Source organism: Agrobacterium cavarae (assembly GCF_004310285.1).
GTDB classification, from domain to species: Bacteria; Pseudomonadota; Alphaproteobacteria; order Rhizobiales; family Rhizobiaceae; genus Agrobacterium; species Agrobacterium cavarae.
The window spans coordinates 160,156-181,551 of the sequence record NZ_SISF01000030.1 but is presented as its reverse complement, the minus strand read 5'-3'; the positions used below and the strand labels follow the sequence as shown (position 1 = coordinate 181,551).

The following is a 21,396-nucleotide window of genomic DNA, read 5'->3' as shown; positions in this document are numbered from 1 at the left end:
CAAACACCATTTGTTGAAACTGTGGCGACATCTTGTCTCGTATGGCGCAAATCAAAAGCAAAATGTCGCAAGTGGAAAAACTTATCGCAATGCTGGAGCCAAAAAAAGCCGGAGGAAAATTCCGCCGGCTTTTTTCCAAGATTGTTGTTTTACACGCGCATCGGCATCAGCACGTAGAGCGCATCATCCCCCGCCGTATCACGTACCAGCGTCGGCGAGCCTGCGTCGGCCAGCAGGAAGATCGCATCTTCGCCGGACAATTGCGCCGTGATGTCGAGGAGATATTTGGCGTTGAAGCCGATCTCCATCGGATCGTTCTCATAGCCAACAGCCACTTCTTCCGTCGCACTTCCCGAATCCGGGTTGTTAACGGTCAGCGTCAACTGCCCGTCGGTCAAGGCGAGCTTGACGGCACGCCCGCGTTCCGAGGAAATGGTGGAGACGCGATCCACGGCCTTGGCGAAGCTGCTGCAATCGACGCGCATTTCCTTGTCGTTGCCCGTCGGGATGACGCGCTGATAGTCGGGGAAGGTGCCGTCGATGAGCTTGGAGGTCATGACGATGTCGCCGATGGTCAGACGGATCTTGGCGTCGGACACTTCGACAGCGACTTCCAGCTCAGGATTGTCGACCAGCTTCTGCAATTCGCCGACCGTCTTGCGCGGAATGATGATGCCAGGCATGCCTTCGGAGCCGGAAGGCGCATCGACATCGGCGCGCGCGAGCCGGTGGCCGTCTGTCGCGACAGCGCGCAGCTTCAAATCGCCGCCGCTTTCGATCGTGTGGAAGAAGATGCCGTTGAGGTAATAGCGGGTTTCTTCGGTGGAAATGGCGAACTGCGTGCGATCGATCAGCATCTTGAGATCGGTGGCCTTCAGCTTGAAGCTGTGGCTGAAGGTGCCCGCGGTCAAGTCAGGGAAATCCGTTTCCGGCAGGCACTGCAGCGAGAACTTGGAGCGCCCGGACGCCACCGTCATCGAAGAACCGTCGGGATTGGTCGCGAGCAGCACTTCCGACCCGTCCGGCAGCTTGCGGACGATTTCATAAAGCAGATGGGCCGGCACGGTCGTCGCACCCGCCTGTTCCACCATGGCCGGTGTCGCTTCTGTCACTTCCAGATCGAGGTCGGTCGCCTTCATGTCCAGATTGGCGCCGGATGCGCGCAGCAGAATATTCGACAGGATCGGAATAGTGTTGCGCCGTTCGACCACGCGATGCACGTGGTTCAGCGACTTCAAAAGGTTGGACCGCTCAAGAGTAATACGCATGGACGCTACCGCTTTCAACCGTTGCGACCCGGCGGTGCCGGATCGGCAAGATAGTCTTTCCCGGCCTGATGCCGGATAATGGGACAGGCAAAATGGCAGAGTTATCGTGTGAAATGCAAGAGGCCAGCATCCGCTAGCCGTTGCTATTCCCCGCTAACGCGCGTGATCCACAGATAAGAGTGACATCTTGCGCTTGTTCAGCCGCGTCCGATTGCCCATAAGTGCTTCCTTGGAATGGCAAAATAGATTGGACTGACCCGTGACAGACGAAACCAACCACGACCAGACGGAGACGTCTTCGGGCAAGAGCTTTCGCATCGCGGGCGTTTCGGTTCCGGCACGTCCGCTCGAGAATGCCCTCTATCTCGTGGCGACGCCCATCGGCAATCTTGGCGACATCACATTGCGCGCGCTCGAAACGCTAAGCTCCGCCGATGTTCTGGCCTGCGAGGATACGCGCGTTACCCGCATCCTTCTGGAGCGCTACGGCATCCGCAATCGCCCCTATGCCTATCATGAGCATAATGCCCAAGAGGTAGGGCCGAGATTGATTGCGGCTCTAGAGGCGGGCAAGTCGGTGGCACTCGTTTCCGATGCAGGCACGCCGCTCGTGTCCGATCCAGGTTACCGGCTCGGCCAGCTCGCGCTGGACGCGGGCTATCGCGTCGTACCCATTCCAGGCGCTTCCGCGCCGCTTGCAGCACTCGTCGGATCGGGCATGCCGAGCGACGCCTTCCTGTTTGCAGGGTTCCTGCCTGTAAAAGATCGGGGCAAGCGCGACCGCTTTGCCGAGCTTTCGAAAATTCCGGCAACGCTCATCTTTTTCGAATCCCCGCACCGCATCGGTGCATCCGTGCGTGTCGCCGCCGAGGTGCTTGGGCGCGATCGCCGCGCCGTTGTTTGCCGTGAGCTGACCAAGACTTTCGAGGAGTTCCGTCGCGGGACCTTGGGCGAGCTTGCGGACTATTATGACGAAGACCGCACGGTGAAGGGTGAGATCGTGCTTCTCGTCGAGCCGCCATCCTATGATGACATCCCCGATATTGAGGATGTCGAAAAGCTGTTGAAGGATTTGGTCTCCACCATGCCGGCGGCCAAGGCGGCTGCCGAGGCGGCAAAGCTTACCGGCTTGCCACGCAAGGAACTCTATCAGAGACTGCTCGACATGAAGGACAGCCATGGCGGCTAATGCGCGGCATGTGAAAAGACGCCGTGCGGAAAAACGCGGCCACGCTGCCGAATATTGGGCGGCGCTTTATCTCATGCTGAAAGGCTATCGCATCCTGGCGCTGCGCTATCGCACGCCGCTTGGCGAGATCGATCTCATTGCCCGGCGCAAGGATCTCATCGCCTTTATCGAGGTGAAGGCCCGTCGATCGGAAAATGGCGCGGTTGATGCTGTCAGCTCGCAATCGCAACGGCGCATTCGCGCGTCTGCCGATCTCTGGCTGGCACGACGTAAAGATGCGCATCTGTTGTCTTTGCGTTTTGACATCGTCGCTGTCTTGCCGCGGCGTCTGCCAGTCCATTTCATCGATGCTTTTTGAGGACGATTCCATGTCGAGCGAACGTGAAAAGATGGCTGCTGGGGACTGGTATTGCTGTCTCGATGACGAGCTGGACGCGCTTCGGGTCAAGGCGCGTTCTGCCGTTCATCAGCACAATATACTGCCGCCGGACGAGCGTGGATCGATTGGCCCGCTGCTTGGCAAGCTTCTAAAATCGGCCGCGGGAAGCGCTTTCATCGAAGCGCCGTTCCATTGCAGCTACGGCCTCAATATCAGCCTGGGGGAAAGGGTCTATCTCAATGCAGGCTGCATCATCCTCGACTCTGGCAGGGTCGAGATTGGTGCGGGCTCCATGCTGGGTCCCGGAGTTCACATCTATTGTGCCGATCACCATCGCGACATCACGTTGCGCGGGCAGGGGATCGAAAGGGCACGGTCGGTATTGATCGGCAACGATGTCTGGATCGGCGGCGGCGCCATCATACTGCCGGGCGTGACAATTGGCGATGGAGCCATCGTCGGTGCCGGTTCGGTTGTGACGAAGAGCGTCGCGCCAGGTGACATCGTCGTCGGCAACCCGGCGCGCTCGACGGGACATAAATGATCTACCTGCGATTGCCCGGCGCGATCGGCCTGCAATTTCGAAGCTTCTCACGTAACAAATCTGACATGAAACTGTAAAATCCCCGTCACGGAACGTCCCTATTCGCATCCTCACCCAACAAGGGCGGTAGAGGATCGAAAGATGATCAAGAAAATTTCCATGGCCGCGATGGCCCTCAGCGTTTCCGCAACATCTTCCATGGCGGCAACCAACATCACCTTCTGGCATGGCATGGGCGGCCGTAACGGCGAAGTCATCAATGAGGTCGCGCAGAAGTTCAACGCTGCGCAGAGCGCATGCGCGTTGACGCCCGTTTCCAAGGGCTCCTATGAGGAAGCGCTGGCAAGCGGCATCGCCGCCTTCCGCTCCGGCGAGCAGCCGAACATTCTCCAGGTCTTCGATGCCGGTGCCGCCACCATCATCAACGCCAAGGGTGCCGTCATCCCGGCAGAAGACATCATCACCAAGGCCGGCTACACGTTCGATCGCGAAGCCTTTATTCCTGGCGTTCGCTACTTCTACGCTGCAGCTGATGGCAAGTTCGTCGGCATGCCGTTCAACTCCTCCGCTCCGATCATGTATATCAACACCGACGCCCTGAAGAAGGCCGGTGTCGAAGCGCCGAAGACCTGGGAAGAGTTTGAGACAATTGCGCCCAAGCTGAAGGAAGCCGGTTTCATCCCGCTCGTTCAGTCGCAGCTGACCTGGCAGTTCACAGAGAACTTCTTCTCGCGTAACAACGTCCAGTTCGCAACTAACAACAACGGTTATGACAGCGTCGTCGACACCAAGCTCAAGGTCACCGACCCGAACCTCATCATGATGTTCGAAAAGCTGAAGTCGTGGAAGGACCAGGGCTACTTCGCTTACTACGGTGCCGGCTGGAACGACAACCAGAAGCCATTCGAAGAAAACAAGGTCGCTCTCTGGATCGGTTCTTCGGGTTCCTTCGGCGGTCTGCAGAAGACAGCACAGATGCCATTCTCGGCAACCTTCCTGCCATACTGGGGCGCAATCAAGGGCGCTGGCACCAACTCCTTCATCGGCGGCGCGGCCCTGTTTGCCATGTCCGGCAAGCCTGAGCCTGAAAACAAGTGCGTAGCGGACTTCTTCCAGTTCCTCACCTCGCCTGAAGTTCAGAAGTTCTACCATGAAGCGACCGGCTACGTGGCCATCACCAAGGCAGCCTACGAGCTGGCGAAGAAGGAAGGCTACTACGAGAAGCAGCCTGTTGCCGAAGTCGGCATCAAGCAGCTTTCGCTGCCAGGCGGCGAATGGTCCAAGGGTTACCGCCTCGGCTTCTACCCGCAGATCCGCGCCATCATGGAACGTGAGTATGGCCGCATCTTCTCCGGCGAAGTCTCCGTCAAGGACGCCTTCAACATCATCGAGAAGGAAGGCAACGACCTTCTGGCTCGTTTCGCCAAGACCGCTGGCTGATCATACCGTCACCCTATCGAAGGACCTCTCCTCATAATCGAGGGGAGGTCCGTTCCAATTGCAAGGCGCTTCCAAGGCTCCGTCATCCTCGCCTCAATGGCAGAGCATGACGCACAGCACACAAGCAGCGCTCTCTCAAAATTCAGGGACCGACACCTTCACAAGATGTCTGGTCCATAACCAAGGAAGGTTTGCGGACGTGACCTACGTTCCCTCCCAACCGAGTGCCACACAGGTTCTTCCCGGTCTTGCCGCGAAAGCGAAGAAGCCTGTCGTGGCGGCAGAGACGGCCAAGCGCGTCCAGTTTTCCCCTTCGTTGCTGCCCTATCTCTTTCTCGCGCCCCAGCTTCTGGTCATTTTCGTGTTCTTCTACTGGCCGTCCGTCCAGGCAGTCCAATCCTCCTTCTATATCGAGGATCCCTTCGGCTTCGGCTCGACCTTCGTCGGCTTTTCGAATTACTCAGATGCGCTTTTCAGCGCCGAATATCTCAGCATCGCCAAGTTTACGGGCATATTCACCATTCTCGTTACGGTGTTTTCGCTGGCGATAGGGCTGCTGCTGGCCGTGAAGGCCGACGCGGTCATCCGCGGTTCTTCAGCCTACAAGACGTTGCTGATCTCGGTCTATGCGATCGCGCCGCCGGTTGCGGGCCTGATCGGCATGATGTTCTTCGACCAGCATATCGGCCCCTTCGTCAAGATCGCCGCCTTCTTCGGCTGGCACATGCAGGTGGGTGTCAATTATTTCGACACGGCTTTCGCCATGGTGTTTGTTTCGGTCTGGAAGCAGATCCCGTATAATTTCATTTTCTTCCTGTCGGGCCTGCAGAGTGTGCCGGTCTCGGTGCGCGAGGCGGCCTATCTTGATTGCCGCTCCGGCGTTCGCCGTTTCTGGACCGTCATCATGCCACTTCTGGCGCCGACTGCTTTCTTCCTGCTGATCATCAACGTTACCTATGCCCTGTTCGATACCTTCGGCATCATCGACGTGATGGTGAAGGACAAGGCGGCGAACAATCCGATCACGCTGGTCTACAAGGTGTTCCTCGATGGTTTCCGTGGAAACGATATCGGCGGCTCCTCGGCGCAATCCGTGATCCTGATGGTCGTGGTCTTCGTGCTGACCGTCATGCAGTTCCGCTTTCTCGAAAAACGCATCCATTACGGTTGAGGTGTTGACCCATGTACAAGACAAAGCCTCTCGACCATCTGGTGCTGATCATCGGCTCGCTGTTTCTGGTCCTGCCGGTCATCGTTGCCTTCATGACCTCGACGCATACCGCAGCCGAAATCCACATGAATGGACTGGCTCTGACGCCAGGCAATAATTTCGTCGCCACCTATGAGAAGGTGCTGACACAAAAGGGCGGTTTCACCGGCCAGGTCACCGGCTTCAGCATGGTGATGAACTCGCTGATCCTCGGCATCGGCTTTGCCGTCGGCAAGATCGTACTGTCGATGATGGCGGCATACGCCATTGTCTATTTCCGCTTTCGCTTCGCAACGCTCGCCTTCTGGATCATTTTCACCACGCTGCTATTGCCGCTCGAGGTGCGCATCATGCCGTCCTACGAGGTGATGAGCAAATTGGGGCTTTTGAACTCCTATACCGGCCTCATCGTCCCGCTTCTGGCCTCTGCCACCGGCACCTTCTATTTCCGCCAGTTCTTCAAATCGGTGCCGGACGAGTTGCTGGAGGCGGGGCGCATCGATGGCGCAGGCCCCATCAAGTTCTTTATTGACGTGTTGATCCCGCTGTCGCGCACCATGGTGGCAGCGATCTTCATCATCATGTTTGTCTATGGCTGGAACCAGTATCTCTGGCCCATGCTGATGACCAATGATGAGAGCTTCTTCACACTGATGCGCGGCATCAAGTCGATCCTGCAGGTCTGGGTCGGTTCGCAACTTCCCGATTATAACGAGGCTTTCGCGCTTGCGGTTCTCGCCATGCTGCCCCCGGTGATGATCGTCATCATCTTCCAGAGCTGGTTCATCAAGGGCCTCACCGAAAGCGATAAGTAAAGGATACCAACAATGGCCGAGATCGAAATCAGTCAGGTCTGCAAGGATTACTCCAACGGCATGCGCGCCGTTCATGATGTGGATATCTCCATCAAGGATGGGGAGTTCATCGTGCTCGTCGGCCCGTCCGGCTGTGGCAAGTCCACGCTTCTGCGCATGGTTGCTGGCCTGGAGGAAATCTCCGAAGGCACCGTCAGCATCGGCAATCGCATCGTCAATGATGTGGAGCCTGCCGAGCGCGACATCGCGATGGTGTTTCAGAATTACGCGCTTTACCCACATATGTCGGTACGCGAAAATCTCGAATATGGTCTGAAGAACCGCAAGACGCCAAAGGCGGAGATCGATGCGCGTGTGGCCGAGGCCGCACGCATGCTCCAGCTCGAGCCCTATCTGGAGCGCAAGCCGCGGGCGCTTTCCGGTGGTCAGCGCCAGCGCGTTGCCATGGGCCGTGCCATCGTGCGCAAGCCCGCAGCCTTTCTTTTCGACGAGCCGCTGTCCAACCTCGATGCCAAGCTGCGCGTCTCCATGCGCGGTGAGATCAAGCGGCTGCAACGCCGCCTTGGCACCACCTCCATCTATGTTACGCATGACCAGTTGGAAGCCATGACGCTGGCGGATCGTCTCGTGGTGCTGAATGCGGGACGGATCGAACAGATCGGCGCGCCGCTCGATGTCTACCACACGCCTGCCTCCACCTTTGTGGCAAGCTTCATCGGTTCTCCAGCAATGAACCTTCTGTCTGGCGAACTGCATGGTGATCGTCTGGCGATCGGCCCTGCTGTCCTGTCGCTGAACGGTGTTGCGCCGACCTCCGGCCCGGTAACGGTCGGCATACGGGCGGAAGATTTGCGCATTGCAAATGGTGATGAGCCAGCCTTGCCGTTCCGTCTCGATTATGTCGAAGAGCTCGGCTCGCAGCGACTGGTACATGGCGTCGTTGGCGATCAGCCACTGACGGTGGCGCTTTCCGCCGAACTGGAGCTTCCGGAAATCTTCGCGCTCACCATCAATCCCGGCAGGCTGCATTTTTTCGACAAGGAGACCGGCAAGCGGATCGATGTCAGGCTCAACGAGGAAAGTGCGCAGCCGCAAGTCGAACGGGCAAGCGTCTGATCAAAGGTGAGGAAGCCGGAGTGCGCGACACGTCCCGGCTTCCTTTTTGTCCATTGACTCCATTATAAGATCGAATATTCTCTTATCATGGAAAATCAAAGTGACCCGCTTGAACCGGTAATCGCCGCAAGGCTGAAGCTTCTGCGAGAGCAAAGTGGACTAACGCTCGATGGACTTGCAACCGCGTCCGGCGTGAGCCGCGCCATGATATCCCGCATCGAAAGAGGCGAGGCGAGCCCCACCGCATCATTGCTTGCGCGCATCTGCGCCGCACTCGGCCTTTCGTTGTCACAGTTTTTCGCCGAAGGTGAGGCGCCGCCATCGCCGCTGGTAAAACGAAGCGATCAACCGACGTGGAAAGATCCGGAAACCGGTTATGTCCGCCGCGCCATTTCGCCACCCCGCATGGGCTCGGATGTCGACATCGTCGAAGTTTCGTTGCCCGCATCCGCGCGCGTCAGCTTCCCGCCCCACCCGGCCAGCAAGGGCATGACCCAATATGTCTGGCTGTTTGAGGGCGTGCTCCACATGACGCTTGGAGAGCAGACCTACCCGCTAGAGCAGGGTGACTGCCTTTTCATGCCCGTTGGCGAGGGCCACATTTTTCACAATCCGTCCGATAGTCCCGCTCGCTATGCCGTCGTGCTGGACCAGAGAAAGCGCATATGATGGAAGAGAACATTATAAACATCCGGCTTTTAGACCGCCAGGAGACACTGAATGCCCTGCCGGATCTTTGCGACGTCCTGTCGGACTGCGTCAATGGTGGGGCGTCCGTCGGCTTCATGCTGCCCTTCGGGCCAGACGACGCATGCAGCTTCTGGCAGGATGTTGCAGAAGCGGTGGGCCGTGGCACGACACTCCATGCGGTGGCGGAACGCGATGGCAAGGTGGTTGGCACGGTTCAGGTGGGTCTTGCCACCAAGCCCAACCAGCCTCACCGGGGTGACGTGATGAAGCTGCTGATCCATCGAACAGCCCGTGGTCTTGGTTTGTCACGCCGATTGATGGCGCATGTGGAAGCCGAGGCGGCAGGCCTTGGTCGGACGCTTCTCGTGCTGGATACGGCAACAGGCAGTGAGGCCGAAGCCATCTATCCGCGCTTCGGCTGGCAACGCGCCGGCGTCATCCCGGATTTCGCGCTCTTCCCCGATGGGCGTTACTGCGACACGACCTTCTTTTACAAACGCATAGGTCCGGCCGAATGACCGGACCTGTTGTAGAAGGCCTGCTCTTTTAAGTCAGGCTGCGTGACGGGTTGCAGCACTATCCTTCGTCAGGCGGAACTGCTGCAGCAATTGCAGCAACTGGTCTGTCTCGGTGTTGAGTTGCTGCGTCGCGGCACTCGTCTCTTCCACCATGGCGGCATTCTGCTGGGTGAGCACATCGACTTCTCCGACGGAGCCGTTGATCTGCTGCAGTACGACCGCCTGATCCTGGGTCGCCTGGGTGATCTGGTGCACCTGATCGCTGACCTTGGAAATCTGAACGCCGATTTCCGCCAGGGCGTCGCCGGTCTGGTTGACGAGGCTTGAGCCTGCCGAGACCTCTTGCGTCGAGACGGCAACCAGCTGGCGGATTTCCTTCGCGGCAGAGGCGGAACGTTGCGCCAGTTCCCGTACCTCATGGGCAACGACTGCAAAGCCCTTGCCGGCTTCGCCCGCGCGGGCCGCTTCCACGCCGGCATTGAGCGCCAGAAGATTGGTCTGGAAGGAGATGGAGTCGATCACCTCGATGATGTTGCCGATCGTCTGCGAAGCCGCCTCGATCCTCTCCATCGCCGCTATTGCGTTTCTGACGATAGCGAGGGACTCGTCTGTGTGGCGGCGCGTATTGTCGACGATACTGTTGGCCTGGCGCGCACGCTCCACCGCATTGCGCATGTTGGAGTTGACCTCATCCACGGCTGCTGCGGTTTCTTCCAGCGAGGCTGCCTGGCGCTCGGTGCGCCGGGATAGATCAAGCGTCGATGCCGACATCTGTTGCACATTGACGCGGATCGCTCCGACATTGTCCTGAATGCCGCCGATCGTTTGGCGCAGCCGCTGCATGGACTGGTTGAAGTTGAGGCGCAGTTCCTCCAGGTGTCCCGTAAAGGGCGTATCGATCATCGTGGAAATGTCCCCGGCCGACAGCCGTTCCAGGCCATCGCCCAGTGCGGACACCGCAAACTGGATCTGACGGTCGAGTTCCCGGCGCTCCGCTTCGTTCATCTGCCGCTCCGCTTCGGCGGCAGAACGCTGCTCTTCCGTCTGCGCTTCGAGGCGCAGGCGTTGAGCGGCATTTTCCTTGAAGACTTCCAACGCGCGCGCCATATCGCCGATCTCGTCATGACGGGTGTTGCCGTTGAGCGGTACGTTGACGTCCCCGGTAGCAAGACGCTTCATGGCGCTGACGATCGTCAGGATTGGGCCCTTGAAGGTCATGACCAGACCGATGCCGGCGAAAATCGCGATCAGGATGCCGGTAAGCATGGCAGAGATAGAGATACCATCGGCCTTGCTGCGTTCACTATCAGCCGCAAGACGCTGGGATTCGGCAAAGCCTGTCAGCTGCTCCCAAATATGGCCGATTTCTTCTGTCGCCTTTGCGAAGGCCGCCTTGCGCTGGTTGAACATGGTCAGGAGATCGGTGGCGTTCTTGTCGAGCTTTGTGGACAGCGCATCAATCAGGGTCGCGCTTTTAATGGCGCTTTCCGACATCGTCTTGTCGGACATCACGGCACCCGCCGAGACGCTCAGACGGAAGGCCATATCGCGGAACCGTTCCAACCCGTCTTTCGTCGGGGCTGCAGCAAAGCCGGCCATCTCAAGCTGCATGTTCTTGGCGTCGTCGCCGATCTGGCGCGCCATCGTCAGGAAATTGACGGCGGGCTCGATCTTGCCATCCAACTGTCCGAACACCTCGGTGGCCTGGCGCGACTTTACCGTTGCAAATCCTTGAAGGCGGATGGTTGCCGGGCGCATCATGTTGATCGCCTGATCGATCGTTCCAACCGTCATGTCGTTGACGACGCCGACATCGACCTGCTGGCGGATCTGTTTCACATTTTCGGAAATCTGGTCAATGACCAGCTTCTGGTCGGCACTCGCGATGGCAGACAGCGACTTTGCCGTAGCCTCAAGCCCGCCAATCGAATCGCGAATGACCGCAATCTTTTCTTCCGGAACTGTACGCTTGTTGAATTCAGTAACGACGGTTGCGATCAGTGTCGCGCCGCGAACCAGCCTGTCGGCCTCGCGCAACATCTCCTTGGCCTTCGTCTCGTCGGTTTCGAGCGTGCTGCGGATGTTGGTGGCGTTTGCCAAAAGGCCATTAAGCTCTTTCGTCACGCCAGCCATATCGCCATTCATTTGCGATCTGAGCGCCTGCTCTTTCTGGTAAAAGGACCACAGCTCATCCACCTGAACGCCGATCAGCGAGGTGCTTTTAATCGCGTCCTGAATGGCCGGATCGCTTCCGTCACCCGTCATCTTGAGAAAGGTGATCTGCTCATCGATTTGATGATGAAGCGTATTTCGCGTCTCTTCGGTGGTGTTGTGAAGAAACGAGGTCATGCTTTCATAGACCTGCTTGAAGCCGGTCAAGGATTGGAGGGTCGTGTTGGAAATATCCATGCGACCTTGAAGCAGCTTTGAGGTGTAAAGACCCGAGAGACCAACCGCAAGAATACTAAGAATGAATGGTGCAATGAAGACAATAACCTTTGTCTGGATCTTAAACCGTGCCAGAACTCTATCAATAAACATGCTGTCCCAGAGCCTCTATTATTATTATGCCGTTGATTATTATCGGTTTTCCGGCAGAGGAGACTTTTGCAATCAAGCTTTGAAAAAGCGTTAAAAAAAGACCGTATTTTTTGCTGGTGCCATGAGCGATCAGTGGCTGCCCATTAAATGGACGACCAGAGCGATGTGCGCGATATTGGAAATTCGTGCCCGGTCTTCGAGCAGATGCGATAGGCCGCTTGTTGACCCATCACTGTTATGGCCGCAACGTTCATAAAATTTGTGATCGCCGCGGCCAGAAGCCACACCAATACTTTACCTGGAGGTTAGCCCGCCCCGGGATTGACCTCGTTGTCGTCCTCGTCCGGGAGGGAGCCGGCACCTGGCGTCTTGCTGTTGTCGGTCAGATGCTTTTTGGCGTGCGGACCGGCAGCGGGAATATCTTCATTGCGCTCGGTCTTCACGTTTTTTTCTTCGATCGCCTCGCGGGCGTTTTTGTCTTCCATCGTTCGAACTCCTCATCGCAATGTGACGATTGTCGTCAAAGATCGAACGCATGGGGGGAATGCCGGTTCCCAGACACGAGGCAAGCGGGTGTTGTGTGCCGCGACGTTTATTGGATGCGTGCTGTCTATCTAGGGGGGCGACTCGAGGTCGTCAGTCTTCGATCTTCCGCGCTTCCGAAATCAGCATGATCGGCACGCCGTCGCGGATCGGGTAGGCCAGCTTGGCGCGCTCGGAAATCAATTCGTGATGTTCTCGATCATAGGTGAGCCTGCCCTTGGTCAAAGGGCAGACGAGAAGATCCAGAAGCTTCGGATCGACCTTGCTCAGCTTTTCATCCATGGTTGTGGCTCATTGCAGGATGACACCACCCTCTGCCCCGCCCTGAGCCAGCACGATCTCCATGATGGCGATCAGTGCGTCCGCGCGGGATTTCAGATCAGGAGCCTCCAGGAGAGCCTGCTTTTCTGCCGGTCCAAAGGGGGACATCATCGACAACGAATTGACCAATACACGATTTCCCGCGCGCTCGACGCTGTCCCAATCCGCTTCCAACTGGTTCGATTCAAGGAAATTGCGGAAGATGCGCAAGAGATTGGCGCGATCGATATCTTCCTCCCCATCTTCACCGGAGAGATCGGCAATGAACGGAGCTTGCTTGAACACGCGGTAAGGCGTCTTCTCTTCGATCTCCTCCAGCAGCCTGAAGCGGCACACGCCTGTCAGCGACACGACGTAGCGGCCGTCGCCGGTCTCGGAAAATGAAGTGATGCGACCGATGCAGCCGATGGGGCTCAGTGCGCCACCCTCGGTTCCGGCTTCAAGAGCTTGCAGGGCGGGCTGGACCATGCCGATTAGTCGGTGGCTTGCAATGGCCGCGTCGAACATCGCCAGATAGCGTGGCTCGAAGATATTCAGCGGCAGGTGCCCTTCCGGCAGCAGCAAGGCACCCGACAAGGGAAAAACAGGAATGGTCTCGGGTAGATCGCTTTCTTTCAGATATCTCGCATTTCCGACATGCATCGGAGGGATTCCTTATGTCTCATCGTTCCCGCTCCAATCTAGATGAGGAGCGGGTCGGCAAAGCGCAAGACGGTTTTAGGAAAAGAGTATGGAGGAGAGCTTTCTGCGACCGGAAATACTGGCCGGATCCTTGAAACCCCAGGTCTCGAAAAACTCCACCAGCTGCTTACGCGCGCCGTCGTCTTCGAAGGTCCGGTCCTTGCGCATGATGGTCAGCAACTCTTCAACGGCCTCTTCCCGTTTGCCCTGCGCGTTCAGGATTTTGGCGAGCTTCAGCCTTGATGCGTGATCGTCCGGGTTCAATTGCAGGGCCTGCTGCAAGGCCAACGGATCGCCGAGCTTGCGGGCTTCTTCGAACTGCGCCAGCTTTTTCGATGCCGCCTGCACGGCTGGGTCCTTGGTGAGTTCTTCGGTCAGGGCCGACAGAAGCTCGCTGGCGCGCTCATATTGGCCGACCGCGATCATGCACTCGGCGATGCCGGCGACAGCGGCGGCATTTTCAGGATCAGCCTGCATCACGGCGCCGAAGAGCTGGGCGGCATTCTGGAAATCGCCGGCCTCCAGCAGCTGTTTTGCCTCGGCGAGCGCCGCTTCGATTTCGGCCTCCTGATCATCGCCTGCCGGTCCTGCGAGCTTCTCGATGAACTGCAGGATCTGGCTTTCCGGAACCGCACCCATGAAGCCATCGACCGGTCTGCCGTCGACGAATGCGACGATCGCGGGGATGGACTGAATGCCGAGCTGTCCAGGGATGGCGGGGTGATCGTCGATATTGAGCTTGACCAGCTTGACGCGTCCGCCCGCTTCATTGACCACCTTTTCCAGAACGGGCGTCAGCTGCTTGCACGGGCCGCACCACGGCGCCCAGAAATCCACCAACACCGGCTGCCGGCGCGATTCATCCATCACGTCCTTGGAGAAGTTCGCGGTTGTCGTATCCTTGATATAGGAGCCTTGAGCGCCGGATTGTCCGCCGCCGAAGCTTGCCGAACCCGTCATCTGACCTCCGAGCGAAGCTCCGTAAGGGTTATCCATTCCGCTCATATCTTGTCTCCCATATCATCTCGTGCCGGTGCGCTCATACCGCACAGATCGTGGTTTATTCCGTGACTTTCAAGATCAGCGGCGTGTGCCCCGTCGCCTCCAGGAAGCGCACGAGATCGTCACGGCCGATCGTCGTCGTCGCGTCGTTGGTCAGCGGGTGGCCATTGATCAGGTCGGATTTCATCAACTCGCTATCAAGAACGAAGGTCACTTGATTGTCGGTATCGTTGATCGCACCGAAGACGGTGACCGAACCGGGAACGACGCCCAGATAGTCCAGCATCTTTTCCGGCTTGCCGAAGGACACCTTGCTGGCGGCATCGATGGTCTTGTGAACCGTCTTCAGGTCTACCGTCGCGTTTTCTTCGACGGTCAGAACGAAATACTGGTCCTTCTTGTCCTTGACGAAAAGGTTCTTCGTGTGGCCACCGGGGATCAAATCGCGCAGGGATTCCGATTCAGCGACTGTGAAGACCGGCTGATGCTGCGTGGTCGTGTGTTTTATGCCAAGGCCATCGAGAAAGCTGAAAAGATCCTGCGCCGTCTTGGGGGAATGCTCTGCAACCATCACTGCGTGCCTCTGCCGGATTTCGTCTGTCTTTGACAAAGTGAATAGGCCCGACACACCGCTTTTGCAATCCATTCTGCCGTGAAGCCCGCAAAAGAGCAGCCTTTTCCGATGCTTGCGATGAGGCGTAAATTTTTCTCCCGGTTTTCGTCATTTCCCTGTTGCATTTGAAAATCGGTTGAGCGATATAGCGCCCGTCGCCGCAAGACGGCGCCCACGGTTCAGCGATCTACCCCGAACCGTTGGATTTTTGAGCGGGTGTAGCTCAGGGGTAGAGCACAACCTTGCCAAGGTTGGGGTCGAGGGTTCAAATCCCTTCGCCCGCTCCAAATCTCTCTTTTCAATGTTCATTCTCGTTCTTCGCCATAGACCATGGCGCAATCCGCGTTTGTGGCGCAGACGGCTGGCCGCTGGCGTGCAAAATATATATCGCACCCGTACTGCATTTATCTCTTGCATTTGAAAGTCGGTTGAGCGATATAGCGCCCGTTGCCGCATGACGGCGACCCGCGGTTCAGCGATCTACCCCGAACCGGCGGACGTTGAGCGGGTGTAGCTCAGGGGTAGAGCACAACCTTGCCAAGGTTGGGGTCGAGGGTTCAAATCCCTTCGCCCGCTCCAAATTCTCAAAATCAAAACTTTCGATATGTCTTTATTGCATATCAGCTCACATGCTCGGCCATCTTTGCTCAGGTGGCATCCGGATCGTTTAGCTGATATGGGAACCGCTTTTGCAAGACATTGGATGTGCAGTAAGATGAAAAGACTGATCGGCTCCGTTTTGTTGGGATCCTTGTTTGCCGCGCCGATTGCTGCAAATGCAACTCCGGTGCTTGTGCTGGATGCCGATACCCATCAGGTGCTCGTTCAGGAAGATGCCGGCGTTCCCTGGTATCCCGCGTCGACAACCAAGTTGATGACGGCGTTTCTGACGTTCGAGGCGTTGCGTGATGGCGAGATTTCGCTCTCCACGCCTCTCACCATGACGAAGAAATCCGTCAGCGAGGCGTTTCTGGAGTCCGGTCTGTCTCAAGGTCAGGCCATGACACTGGAAGACGCCCTTTATGCCATGATCGTCGCCTCAGCCAATGATGTTGCGATGGCCGTCGCGGAACGGGTAGGCCATGGCGAGGCACCTTTCGTTGAGAAGATGAATGAAGCAGCCCGGCGCCTCGGCATGACGGGGACGCATTTTTCCAATCCGAACGGATTGTTCGACAAGAACAACTACACCACCGCACGCGATCTCGCGATCCTGGGGCTGGCCATCGAAAAGCAATTCCCGCAGTTCCAGAACTTCTTCCAGGTCTCTGCCGTATCGATCAACGGCAAGGAAATCCCATCCAACAATTTGCTCCTGACCCGCTACCGCGGCACCACCGGTATGAAGACCGGGTTTCTCTGCGCATCTGGGCGCAACTTCGTCGGCGTCGCCAGGCGCGACAACCGCCGCCTCATGGTGGTGGTGATGGGGGCGACCACCGAGCGCGAGCGCAACGAACGCTCTGCAAAATATCTGGACGAGGGTTTTGAAGGACGGCTTCCCTCGAGCTTCGGGACGGTGGAGTCGATCGCCAACAGGCCCGAGGTTAAGCCGGAGGATATGAGAGTGCGGCTTTGCACCAATCAAAGCGTTCAATATGAAGCGTCGCGCGAGGCCATGTATCCGATGGGGCTTCCCGGCCAGCCAAGCTATCTCAATGATGAGATACCTGGCATCGTTCACCGCATCACGACCTGGCAGAATGAGGCCGCTGCTGCCGATGTTCCGTTGCCATCACCGCGACCGGTCGAGAATAACGCACCGCGGAACTGAGACCTCTTGAGCTACACCATGCTTTGGCTTCGTTAGCCGACGGCCACAACATCCGTCCGGACCTGCTGGTCCAGGAAGGGTTGAACGTCGATGGCTTTCAGCGGGCGGGAGTAGACGTAGCCCTGGATCAGGTTGCAGCCCATTTCGGTCAGCATATTGAGCTGGTCTTCGGTCTCCACGCCTTCGACGACGCAATCGAGTGACAGATCGCGCGACAGAGAGCTAACCGACCGGACGATCTTCTGACTGGCCTCGCTGTCGATGAGGTTGCGAATGAAGCTGGCATCGACCTTGATCTTGTCCAGCGGCAGGCGCTGGATTTGGCTAAGACTTGAGTAGCCGGTTCCAAAGTCATCCAGCGAGATGCGGGCGCCTGTGGCTTTGAGTGCGTTGAGACTGGCAATGCCCTGGTCCAGGTTCATCATCAAGGCCGTCTCAGTCACCTCGAACTCGACACGGCGTGCAGATACTCCGCTCTTTTCCAGGATTGACATCAAGCCAAGGATTTTGTCCGGAGCGGTGATGTCGTGACCAGAAAGATTGAAGGAAATTCCGATGGTGTCCGGCCAGTTTCGCACCGCGTCCAAGGCCTTGCGCAGCAAGATCGGGGTCAGGGTGGAGATGAGACCGGACTGCTCTGCGACTGGGATGAACCGCGCGGGGGAGACGAGTCCGAGGGCCGGGCTTTGCCAGCGGGCAAGGCATTCCAGAAGGATGGTTTCGTTGCGCCCGGAATCGACGATCGGCTGGAAGGTCAGGAACAGTTCCTTCTCAAGGTCCGCGGCGCGCAGGCTGCGCTCGATCAGGGCGGCTTCGCGCACCGTTTCCTCATGCTCGGCGCTGAACAGGACAGTTTGCTGTTTGCCGGTTTTCTTGGCGTGGAAGAGCGCGTAGTCGGCGCGATCATAGAGTTCTGTCGAGTTCGTTCCCGCCTGCGGGAACGTCGAGAATCCAACTGAGCAGCCAAGCGACAGACGCAGGTCGTCGACGAAGATCGGCGCTTTCACGGACTCGATCAGTCCGTCGCCAAGGCTGATCAGTTGCTTAGGATTGCTTTCATCCCGCAGGAAGAAGGCGAATTCGTCACCACCCAGTCGATAAACCTCGGCATGGGCTAAGAGAATGTCCTGCAAGCGTTGCGCCATGGCCTTCAGCAGCCTGTCACCCACGAGGTGGCCATTGCTGTCATTGATGGCCTTGAATCCATCGAGATCGACGATAGCGAGCGCAAGCGGTTTGTCTGCTTGGCGGGCGTGATCGAGTGCCTGCTCCAGGTCACGAAAGAAGCGGCGTCTGTTGCCAATGTCGGTCAGCATGTCGGTATTGGCGATGCGGAAGTTGTCTTCGCTTAGCGCTTCGATTTCGCGCGTCTTGGTCTCGATCGAAAGCCGTGAAGAGACGAGGCTGGTGAAGTCGCGATAATAGCCCTGAGCGACATAGGCGAGGCCCGCAACTCCGCCGACCAGAAGAACGACGATGCCGATCAGCGCAGAGCCGGAATGGGCACCGATATAGAGCATGCCGAGAACGCAAAATGTGGCCGACAGAATGGAAGAGGTGCGCAGGTGCAAGAGGCCAAACAGCAGGAAGACCATCTGTCCGCCCATGCAAAGCGCCAAAAGCAGCAGCGACTCGCCCGTTCCCCAATGGGAGAGCCAGACCTGCCAGGCGACGATCATCGCCATCCAGACGGTGATCTCGATACCGAGAATGCGCACCGCGCGGGTGCATTCTTCGGATGGTGGGATCACGTTGCGCTTGCGATGCCAGAGATAGGCCCAGATCAGCGACTTCGGCACCAGCACCGCCGGTAGAATGCCCCAGGCCCACCAGGGTGCGAGGGCGGAATGGACAAACGCCACAGCAACGATGTCGGCGCACAGCGCGATGTAGAGCGCCGGCCAGGTTCTGGCCAAGGCATGATATCTCGCCTGCTCTACAGTCCGTGCATTTGCAAAGCCGTCGCTCATCTCACCATCCGCATGTTGATCGTCTATGGTGAGACTGATAACGCAGAAGAGTAAAGTCCGGTCTTACGATCGAAGTTAATACATCATAACTGTTTTACATCGAAAACATGCTTGAGAAGAACTGCATCTGCGATATTGCAACCACTGCAGACGTTTTCCAGCCGCATGGGTACATCGAGTAAGTCTTGCCGCCAAAGCGAAGGCTCTAATTCTGTGGTGGGCCCGGATACATCCCACTGGTGCGGAACTCGCTGGGATTGGTGCCATAGAGCCTGCGGAATACCTTCGAAAAATAGTTCGGGTCTTCGAAGCCGCAGAGCACGGAGACTTCCTTGATGGGAATGTCCGCCGCCGATGTCAAAAGTTTTGCAGCGCGACGCAGCCGCCTCTGCAGAACGAATTCCGCCGGCGGGACCCCTTCATTCGCCGTGAATATCCGCGAAAAATGCGCGCGGCTCAGACCAGCAACGGCTGCGAGATCATTGACCGAGAGGCGTTCATTGAGATGCCCGTCGATATAGCTGAGCACCTGCTGCATGGTGCGATATTCGCCCCCGAAAGAGGGATGCGAACCGAAGACATCATCATAAAGCGTCATCGCCGCCTCGTAGGCGGCTGCGGACGCCGCTCCGGGCGTTTCTGCGCCGTTGACGAGGCGAGAGCAGCAGCTTGCCAGTTGATCGATCGTCTGCGTCTTCAACTTGAGGACCGGGCCGGTGACGGCGAGGATGTTGCGGTGAATACGCAGCGCCTCCTCGCCATTCATGGAGATCCAGAAAAACTCCCATTCCTGGCCTTCTTCCAACCAGTAACGGTGATTGTGGGGAATAAGAAGCAGCAACGTCTCACCGGGCTTCACTAGGTAGCGACGATTGTCGTAGCGCAGATTGCCCGAACCGCTGATGCAATATTGCAGGACTGTGAACGGCGTCTGTCCACGCTTTCGCCCATCCCAGTCGTAATTTCCGCCGCGGCGGATTTCGTACCCGCTGCTGGTCGGCATCGTATGAAGCGTCTGGCGGCCGCGCGGCAGGGATACGGCGCGCATGCAAGGGCCTTGGTCGATCAAATCTTGCAGCACAAAATTACCCATTAAAGCATAATCCTTCTCTGGCATTGACCATCTTTATACGCATAATCGCCCGCAGAGGAGACAGCCAGCAGGATTTTTTAAAAACGATATAGTCAATAATTCTGATTTTCCAATAAGATGGAAGGTCATCTGAGTTTTTGTGACGCGAGAATCCTTTGGCCCGTTTCACCCTTTCCATTTGAAAAAGAGGTGGCGTTATGAGTTTCAAAATCGCTATAATCGGGGCGGGGAGCGTCGGCTTCACAAAAAAGCTCTTTACCGATGTTCTGTGCGTACCGGAGTTTCACGATATCGAGGTGGCGCTGACGGATATCAGCCAGCACAATCTCGATATGATCAAGGCCATTCTCGACAAGATCGTTGAAGCCAACTGCCTCAAGGTCAAGGTCACCGCGCACACGGATCGTAAACGTGCGCTGGAAGGCGCCAAGTACATCATCAGCTGCGTGCGCGTCGGTGGTCTGGAAGCTTATGCCGAGGATATTCGCATTCCGCTCAAATACGGTATCGACCAGTGTGTCGGCGATACGATCTGCGCAGGCGGCATTCTCTATGGCCAGCGCAATATTCCCGTCATTCTCGATTTCTGCCGCGACATTCGCGAAGTGGCTGCCCCGAATGCGAAGTTCCTGAACTACGCAAACCCGATGGCAATGAACACATGGGCGGCCATCGAATATGGCAAGGTCGACACTGTCGGTCTTTGCCACGGTGTCCAGCATGGCGCCGAACAGATTGCCGAAGTTCTGGGCGCAAAATCGCTTTCCGAACTTGACTACATCTGCTCCGGCATCAACCACCAGACATGGTTTGTCGACCTGCGCCTCAATGGTCGCAAGATCGGCAAGGAGGAGCTGATTGCTGCGTTTGAAGCTCATCCGGTTTTCTCGCAGCAGGAAAAGCTTCGCATCGACGTCTTGAAGCGGTTCGGCGTCTATTCCACCGAAAGCAACGGTCATCTGTCGGAATATCTGCCATGGTATCGTAAGCGGCCGGAAGAAATCTCCCGCTGGATCGACATGTCGGACTGGATCCATGGCGAAACCGGCGGTTATCTCCGTTACTCGACGGAAACGCGCAACTGGTTCGAGACCGAGTTCCCGCAGTTCCTGGCCGCTGCCGACAAGCCGATCGATCCGGCCAAGCGCTCCAATGAACATGCCAGCCATATTCTGGAGGCGCTGGAAACCGGACGCGTCTATCGCGGCCACTTCAACGTCAAGAACAATGGTGTCATCAGCAATCTACCTTCGGATGCCATCATCGAATCGCCCGGCTTCGTCGATCGCTTCGGTATCAACATGGTCTCAGGGATCACTTTGCCGGAAGCCTGTGCGGCGACCTGCATGGCGTCCATCAATGTTCAGCGTATGTCGGTGCATGCGGCGGTGACCGGCGATATCGACCTCTTGAAGCTTGCCGTGCTGCATGATCCGCTGGTGGGTGCGATATCCACCCCGGAAGAGGTTTGGCAGATGGTCGACGAAATGGTCGTGGCGCAGGCCCAGTGGCTACCGCAATATGCCGATGCCGTTCCAGCCGCGCGCGAGCGCTTGAAGAACGCAACGGTCAAGGCCCGCGATTGGGAAGGGTCAGCGCGTCGCGCCGTTCGCTCCGTCGAGGAACTGCGCGCCATCAAGCAGGCGAGCTGATCGCCGCAGAGAGATCAGACGGCCCTGAGGAGGGCCG

At 57.5% G+C, this 21,396-nt stretch carries 20 protein-coding genes and 2 tRNA genes; 13 read left to right on the top strand and 9 right to left on the bottom strand.

The features are described 5' to 3' along the window. Window positions 1-149: 149 nt before the first annotated feature. The gene (dnaN, locus tag EYC79_RS12450; RefSeq protein ID WP_062423674.1) at window positions 150-1,268 is read right to left on the bottom strand and encodes a DNA polymerase III subunit beta; all 1,119 of its coding nucleotides are present in this window, start codon (window positions 1,266-1,268) and stop codon (window positions 150-152) included. A gap of 259 nt (window positions 1,269-1,527) precedes the next feature. Between dnaN and rsmI the strand changes: the two genes are divergently transcribed. The 9 genes from rsmI to EYC79_RS12405 all read left to right on the top strand — a co-directional run bounded on the left by rsmI (window position 1,528) and on the right by EYC79_RS12405 (window position 9,169). Further along, window positions 1,528-2,457: a 16S rRNA (cytidine(1402)-2'-O)-methyltransferase gene (gene rsmI / locus EYC79_RS12445; RefSeq protein ID WP_130978187.1), complete on the top strand. Its 930-nt coding sequence runs from the start codon at window positions 1,528-1,530 to the stop codon at window positions 2,455-2,457. Continuing rightward, the gene (locus EYC79_RS12440) at window positions 2,447-2,815 is read left to right on the top strand and encodes a YraN family protein (protein WP_130978186.1); all 369 of its coding nucleotides are present in this window, start codon (window positions 2,447-2,449) and stop codon (window positions 2,813-2,815) included. The genes rsmI and EYC79_RS12440 overlap by 11 nt, the downstream gene beginning before the upstream one ends. 10 nt (window positions 2,816-2,825) lie before the next feature. Next, window positions 2,826-3,380 (top strand): sugar O-acetyltransferase, encoded by a 555-nt coding sequence (locus tag EYC79_RS12435; RefSeq protein WP_130978185.1) that lies wholly within the window; start codon window positions 2,826-2,828, stop codon window positions 3,378-3,380. A 141-nt stretch (window positions 3,381-3,521) separates the two neighbouring features. Then, a complete protein-coding gene (locus EYC79_RS12430) occupies window positions 3,522-4,820 on the top strand; it encodes an extracellular solute-binding protein (protein ID WP_130978184.1) in 1,299 nt (432 codons plus the stop codon). A 199-nt stretch (window positions 4,821-5,019) separates the two neighbouring features. Then, entirely contained in the window at window positions 5,020-5,991 is a 972-nt protein-coding gene (locus EYC79_RS12425) for an ABC transporter permease subunit (protein ID WP_130978183.1), read from the top strand. A gap of 11 nt (window positions 5,992-6,002) precedes the next feature. Next, window positions 6,003-6,845, top strand: coding sequence for a sn-glycerol-3-phosphate ABC transporter permease UgpE (gene ugpE, locus EYC79_RS12420; protein ID WP_130978182.1), 843 nt, complete (start codon window positions 6,003-6,005; stop codon window positions 6,843-6,845). Window positions 6,846-6,857: 12 nt separating this feature from the next. Continuing rightward, the gene (locus tag EYC79_RS12415; protein ID WP_062443840.1) at window positions 6,858-7,961 is read left to right on the top strand and encodes a sn-glycerol-3-phosphate import ATP-binding protein UgpC; all 1,104 of its coding nucleotides are present in this window, start codon (window positions 6,858-6,860) and stop codon (window positions 7,959-7,961) included. Window positions 7,962-8,048: 87 nt separating this feature from the next. Further along, on the top strand, window positions 8,049-8,630 hold the full coding sequence (locus EYC79_RS12410) for a helix-turn-helix domain-containing protein (protein ID WP_130978181.1): 582 nt from the start codon (window positions 8,049-8,051) through the stop codon (window positions 8,628-8,630). An 11-nt stretch (window positions 8,631-8,641) separates the two neighbouring features. Next, entirely contained in the window at window positions 8,642-9,169 is a 528-nt protein-coding gene (locus tag EYC79_RS12405; RefSeq protein WP_130978309.1) for a GNAT family N-acetyltransferase, read from the top strand. A 33-nt stretch (window positions 9,170-9,202) separates the two neighbouring features. Here EYC79_RS12405 and EYC79_RS12400 read toward each other — a convergent pair whose 3' ends face one another. The 6 genes from EYC79_RS12400 to EYC79_RS12375 form a co-directional block, all read right to left on the bottom strand. Next, the gene (locus EYC79_RS12400; RefSeq protein ID WP_130978180.1) at window positions 9,203-11,710 is read right to left on the bottom strand and encodes a methyl-accepting chemotaxis protein; all 2,508 of its coding nucleotides are present in this window, start codon (window positions 11,708-11,710) and stop codon (window positions 9,203-9,205) included. A 305-nt stretch (window positions 11,711-12,015) separates the two neighbouring features. Further along, window positions 12,016-12,195 carry a hypothetical protein gene (locus EYC79_RS12395; RefSeq protein WP_062423683.1) on the bottom strand — a complete coding sequence of 60 codons (180 nt, stop codon included), beginning with the start codon at window positions 12,193-12,195 and terminating at the stop codon, window positions 12,016-12,018. A 151-nt stretch (window positions 12,196-12,346) separates the two neighbouring features. After that, on the bottom strand, window positions 12,347-12,535 hold the full coding sequence (locus EYC79_RS12390) for a Trm112 family protein (protein WP_027674673.1): 189 nt from the start codon (window positions 12,533-12,535) through the stop codon (window positions 12,347-12,349). A 9-nt stretch (window positions 12,536-12,544) separates the two neighbouring features. Next, window positions 12,545-13,216 (bottom strand): LON peptidase substrate-binding domain-containing protein, encoded by a 672-nt coding sequence (locus EYC79_RS12385; RefSeq protein ID WP_062443849.1) that lies wholly within the window; start codon window positions 13,214-13,216, stop codon window positions 12,545-12,547. Between the two features lie 75 nt (window positions 13,217-13,291). Further along, complete coding sequence (trxA, locus tag EYC79_RS12380) at window positions 13,292-14,260, bottom strand: thioredoxin (RefSeq protein ID WP_062423685.1); 969 nt, start codon at window positions 14,258-14,260, stop codon at window positions 13,292-13,294. Window positions 14,261-14,315: 55 nt separating this feature from the next. After that, window positions 14,316-14,828: a prolyl-tRNA synthetase associated domain-containing protein gene (locus EYC79_RS12375; protein WP_062443855.1), complete on the bottom strand. Its 513-nt coding sequence runs from the start codon at window positions 14,826-14,828 to the stop codon at window positions 14,316-14,318. Between the two features lie 254 nt (window positions 14,829-15,082). On the opposite strand from EYC79_RS12375, the gene EYC79_RS12370 reads away from it, so the two are divergent. The 3 genes from EYC79_RS12370 (at window position 15,083) to EYC79_RS12360 (ending at window position 16,644) form a co-directional block, all read left to right on the top strand. Further along, a tRNA-Gly gene (locus EYC79_RS12370) sits at window positions 15,083-15,157 on the top strand. A gap of 217 nt (window positions 15,158-15,374) precedes the next feature. Continuing rightward, window positions 15,375-15,449: transfer RNA gene (locus EYC79_RS12365), tRNA-Gly, on the top strand. 136 nt (window positions 15,450-15,585) lie between these two features. Continuing rightward, window positions 15,586-16,644 carry a D-alanyl-D-alanine carboxypeptidase family protein gene (locus EYC79_RS12360; RefSeq protein ID WP_165457022.1) on the top strand — a complete coding sequence of 353 codons (1,059 nt, stop codon included), beginning with the start codon at window positions 15,586-15,588 and terminating at the stop codon, window positions 16,642-16,644. A 32-nt stretch (window positions 16,645-16,676) separates the two neighbouring features. Here the strand turns inward: EYC79_RS12360 and EYC79_RS12355 are convergent, their stop codons facing one another. Continuing rightward, window positions 16,677-18,614 (bottom strand): putative bifunctional diguanylate cyclase/phosphodiesterase, encoded by a 1,938-nt coding sequence (locus EYC79_RS12355; RefSeq protein WP_130978178.1) that lies wholly within the window; start codon window positions 18,612-18,614, stop codon window positions 16,677-16,679. A gap of 205 nt (window positions 18,615-18,819) precedes the next feature. Continuing rightward, window positions 18,820-19,707: an AraC family transcriptional regulator gene (locus tag EYC79_RS12350; protein WP_130978177.1), complete on the bottom strand. Its 888-nt coding sequence runs from the start codon at window positions 19,705-19,707 to the stop codon at window positions 18,820-18,822. A gap of 197 nt (window positions 19,708-19,904) precedes the next feature. Between EYC79_RS12350 and melA the strand changes: the two genes are divergently transcribed. Further along, window positions 19,905-21,359: an alpha-glucosidase/alpha-galactosidase gene (gene melA, locus EYC79_RS12345; RefSeq protein WP_130978176.1), complete on the top strand. Its 1,455-nt coding sequence runs from the start codon at window positions 19,905-19,907 to the stop codon at window positions 21,357-21,359. The last annotated feature ends 37 nt before the right edge of the window (window positions 21,360-21,396 follow it).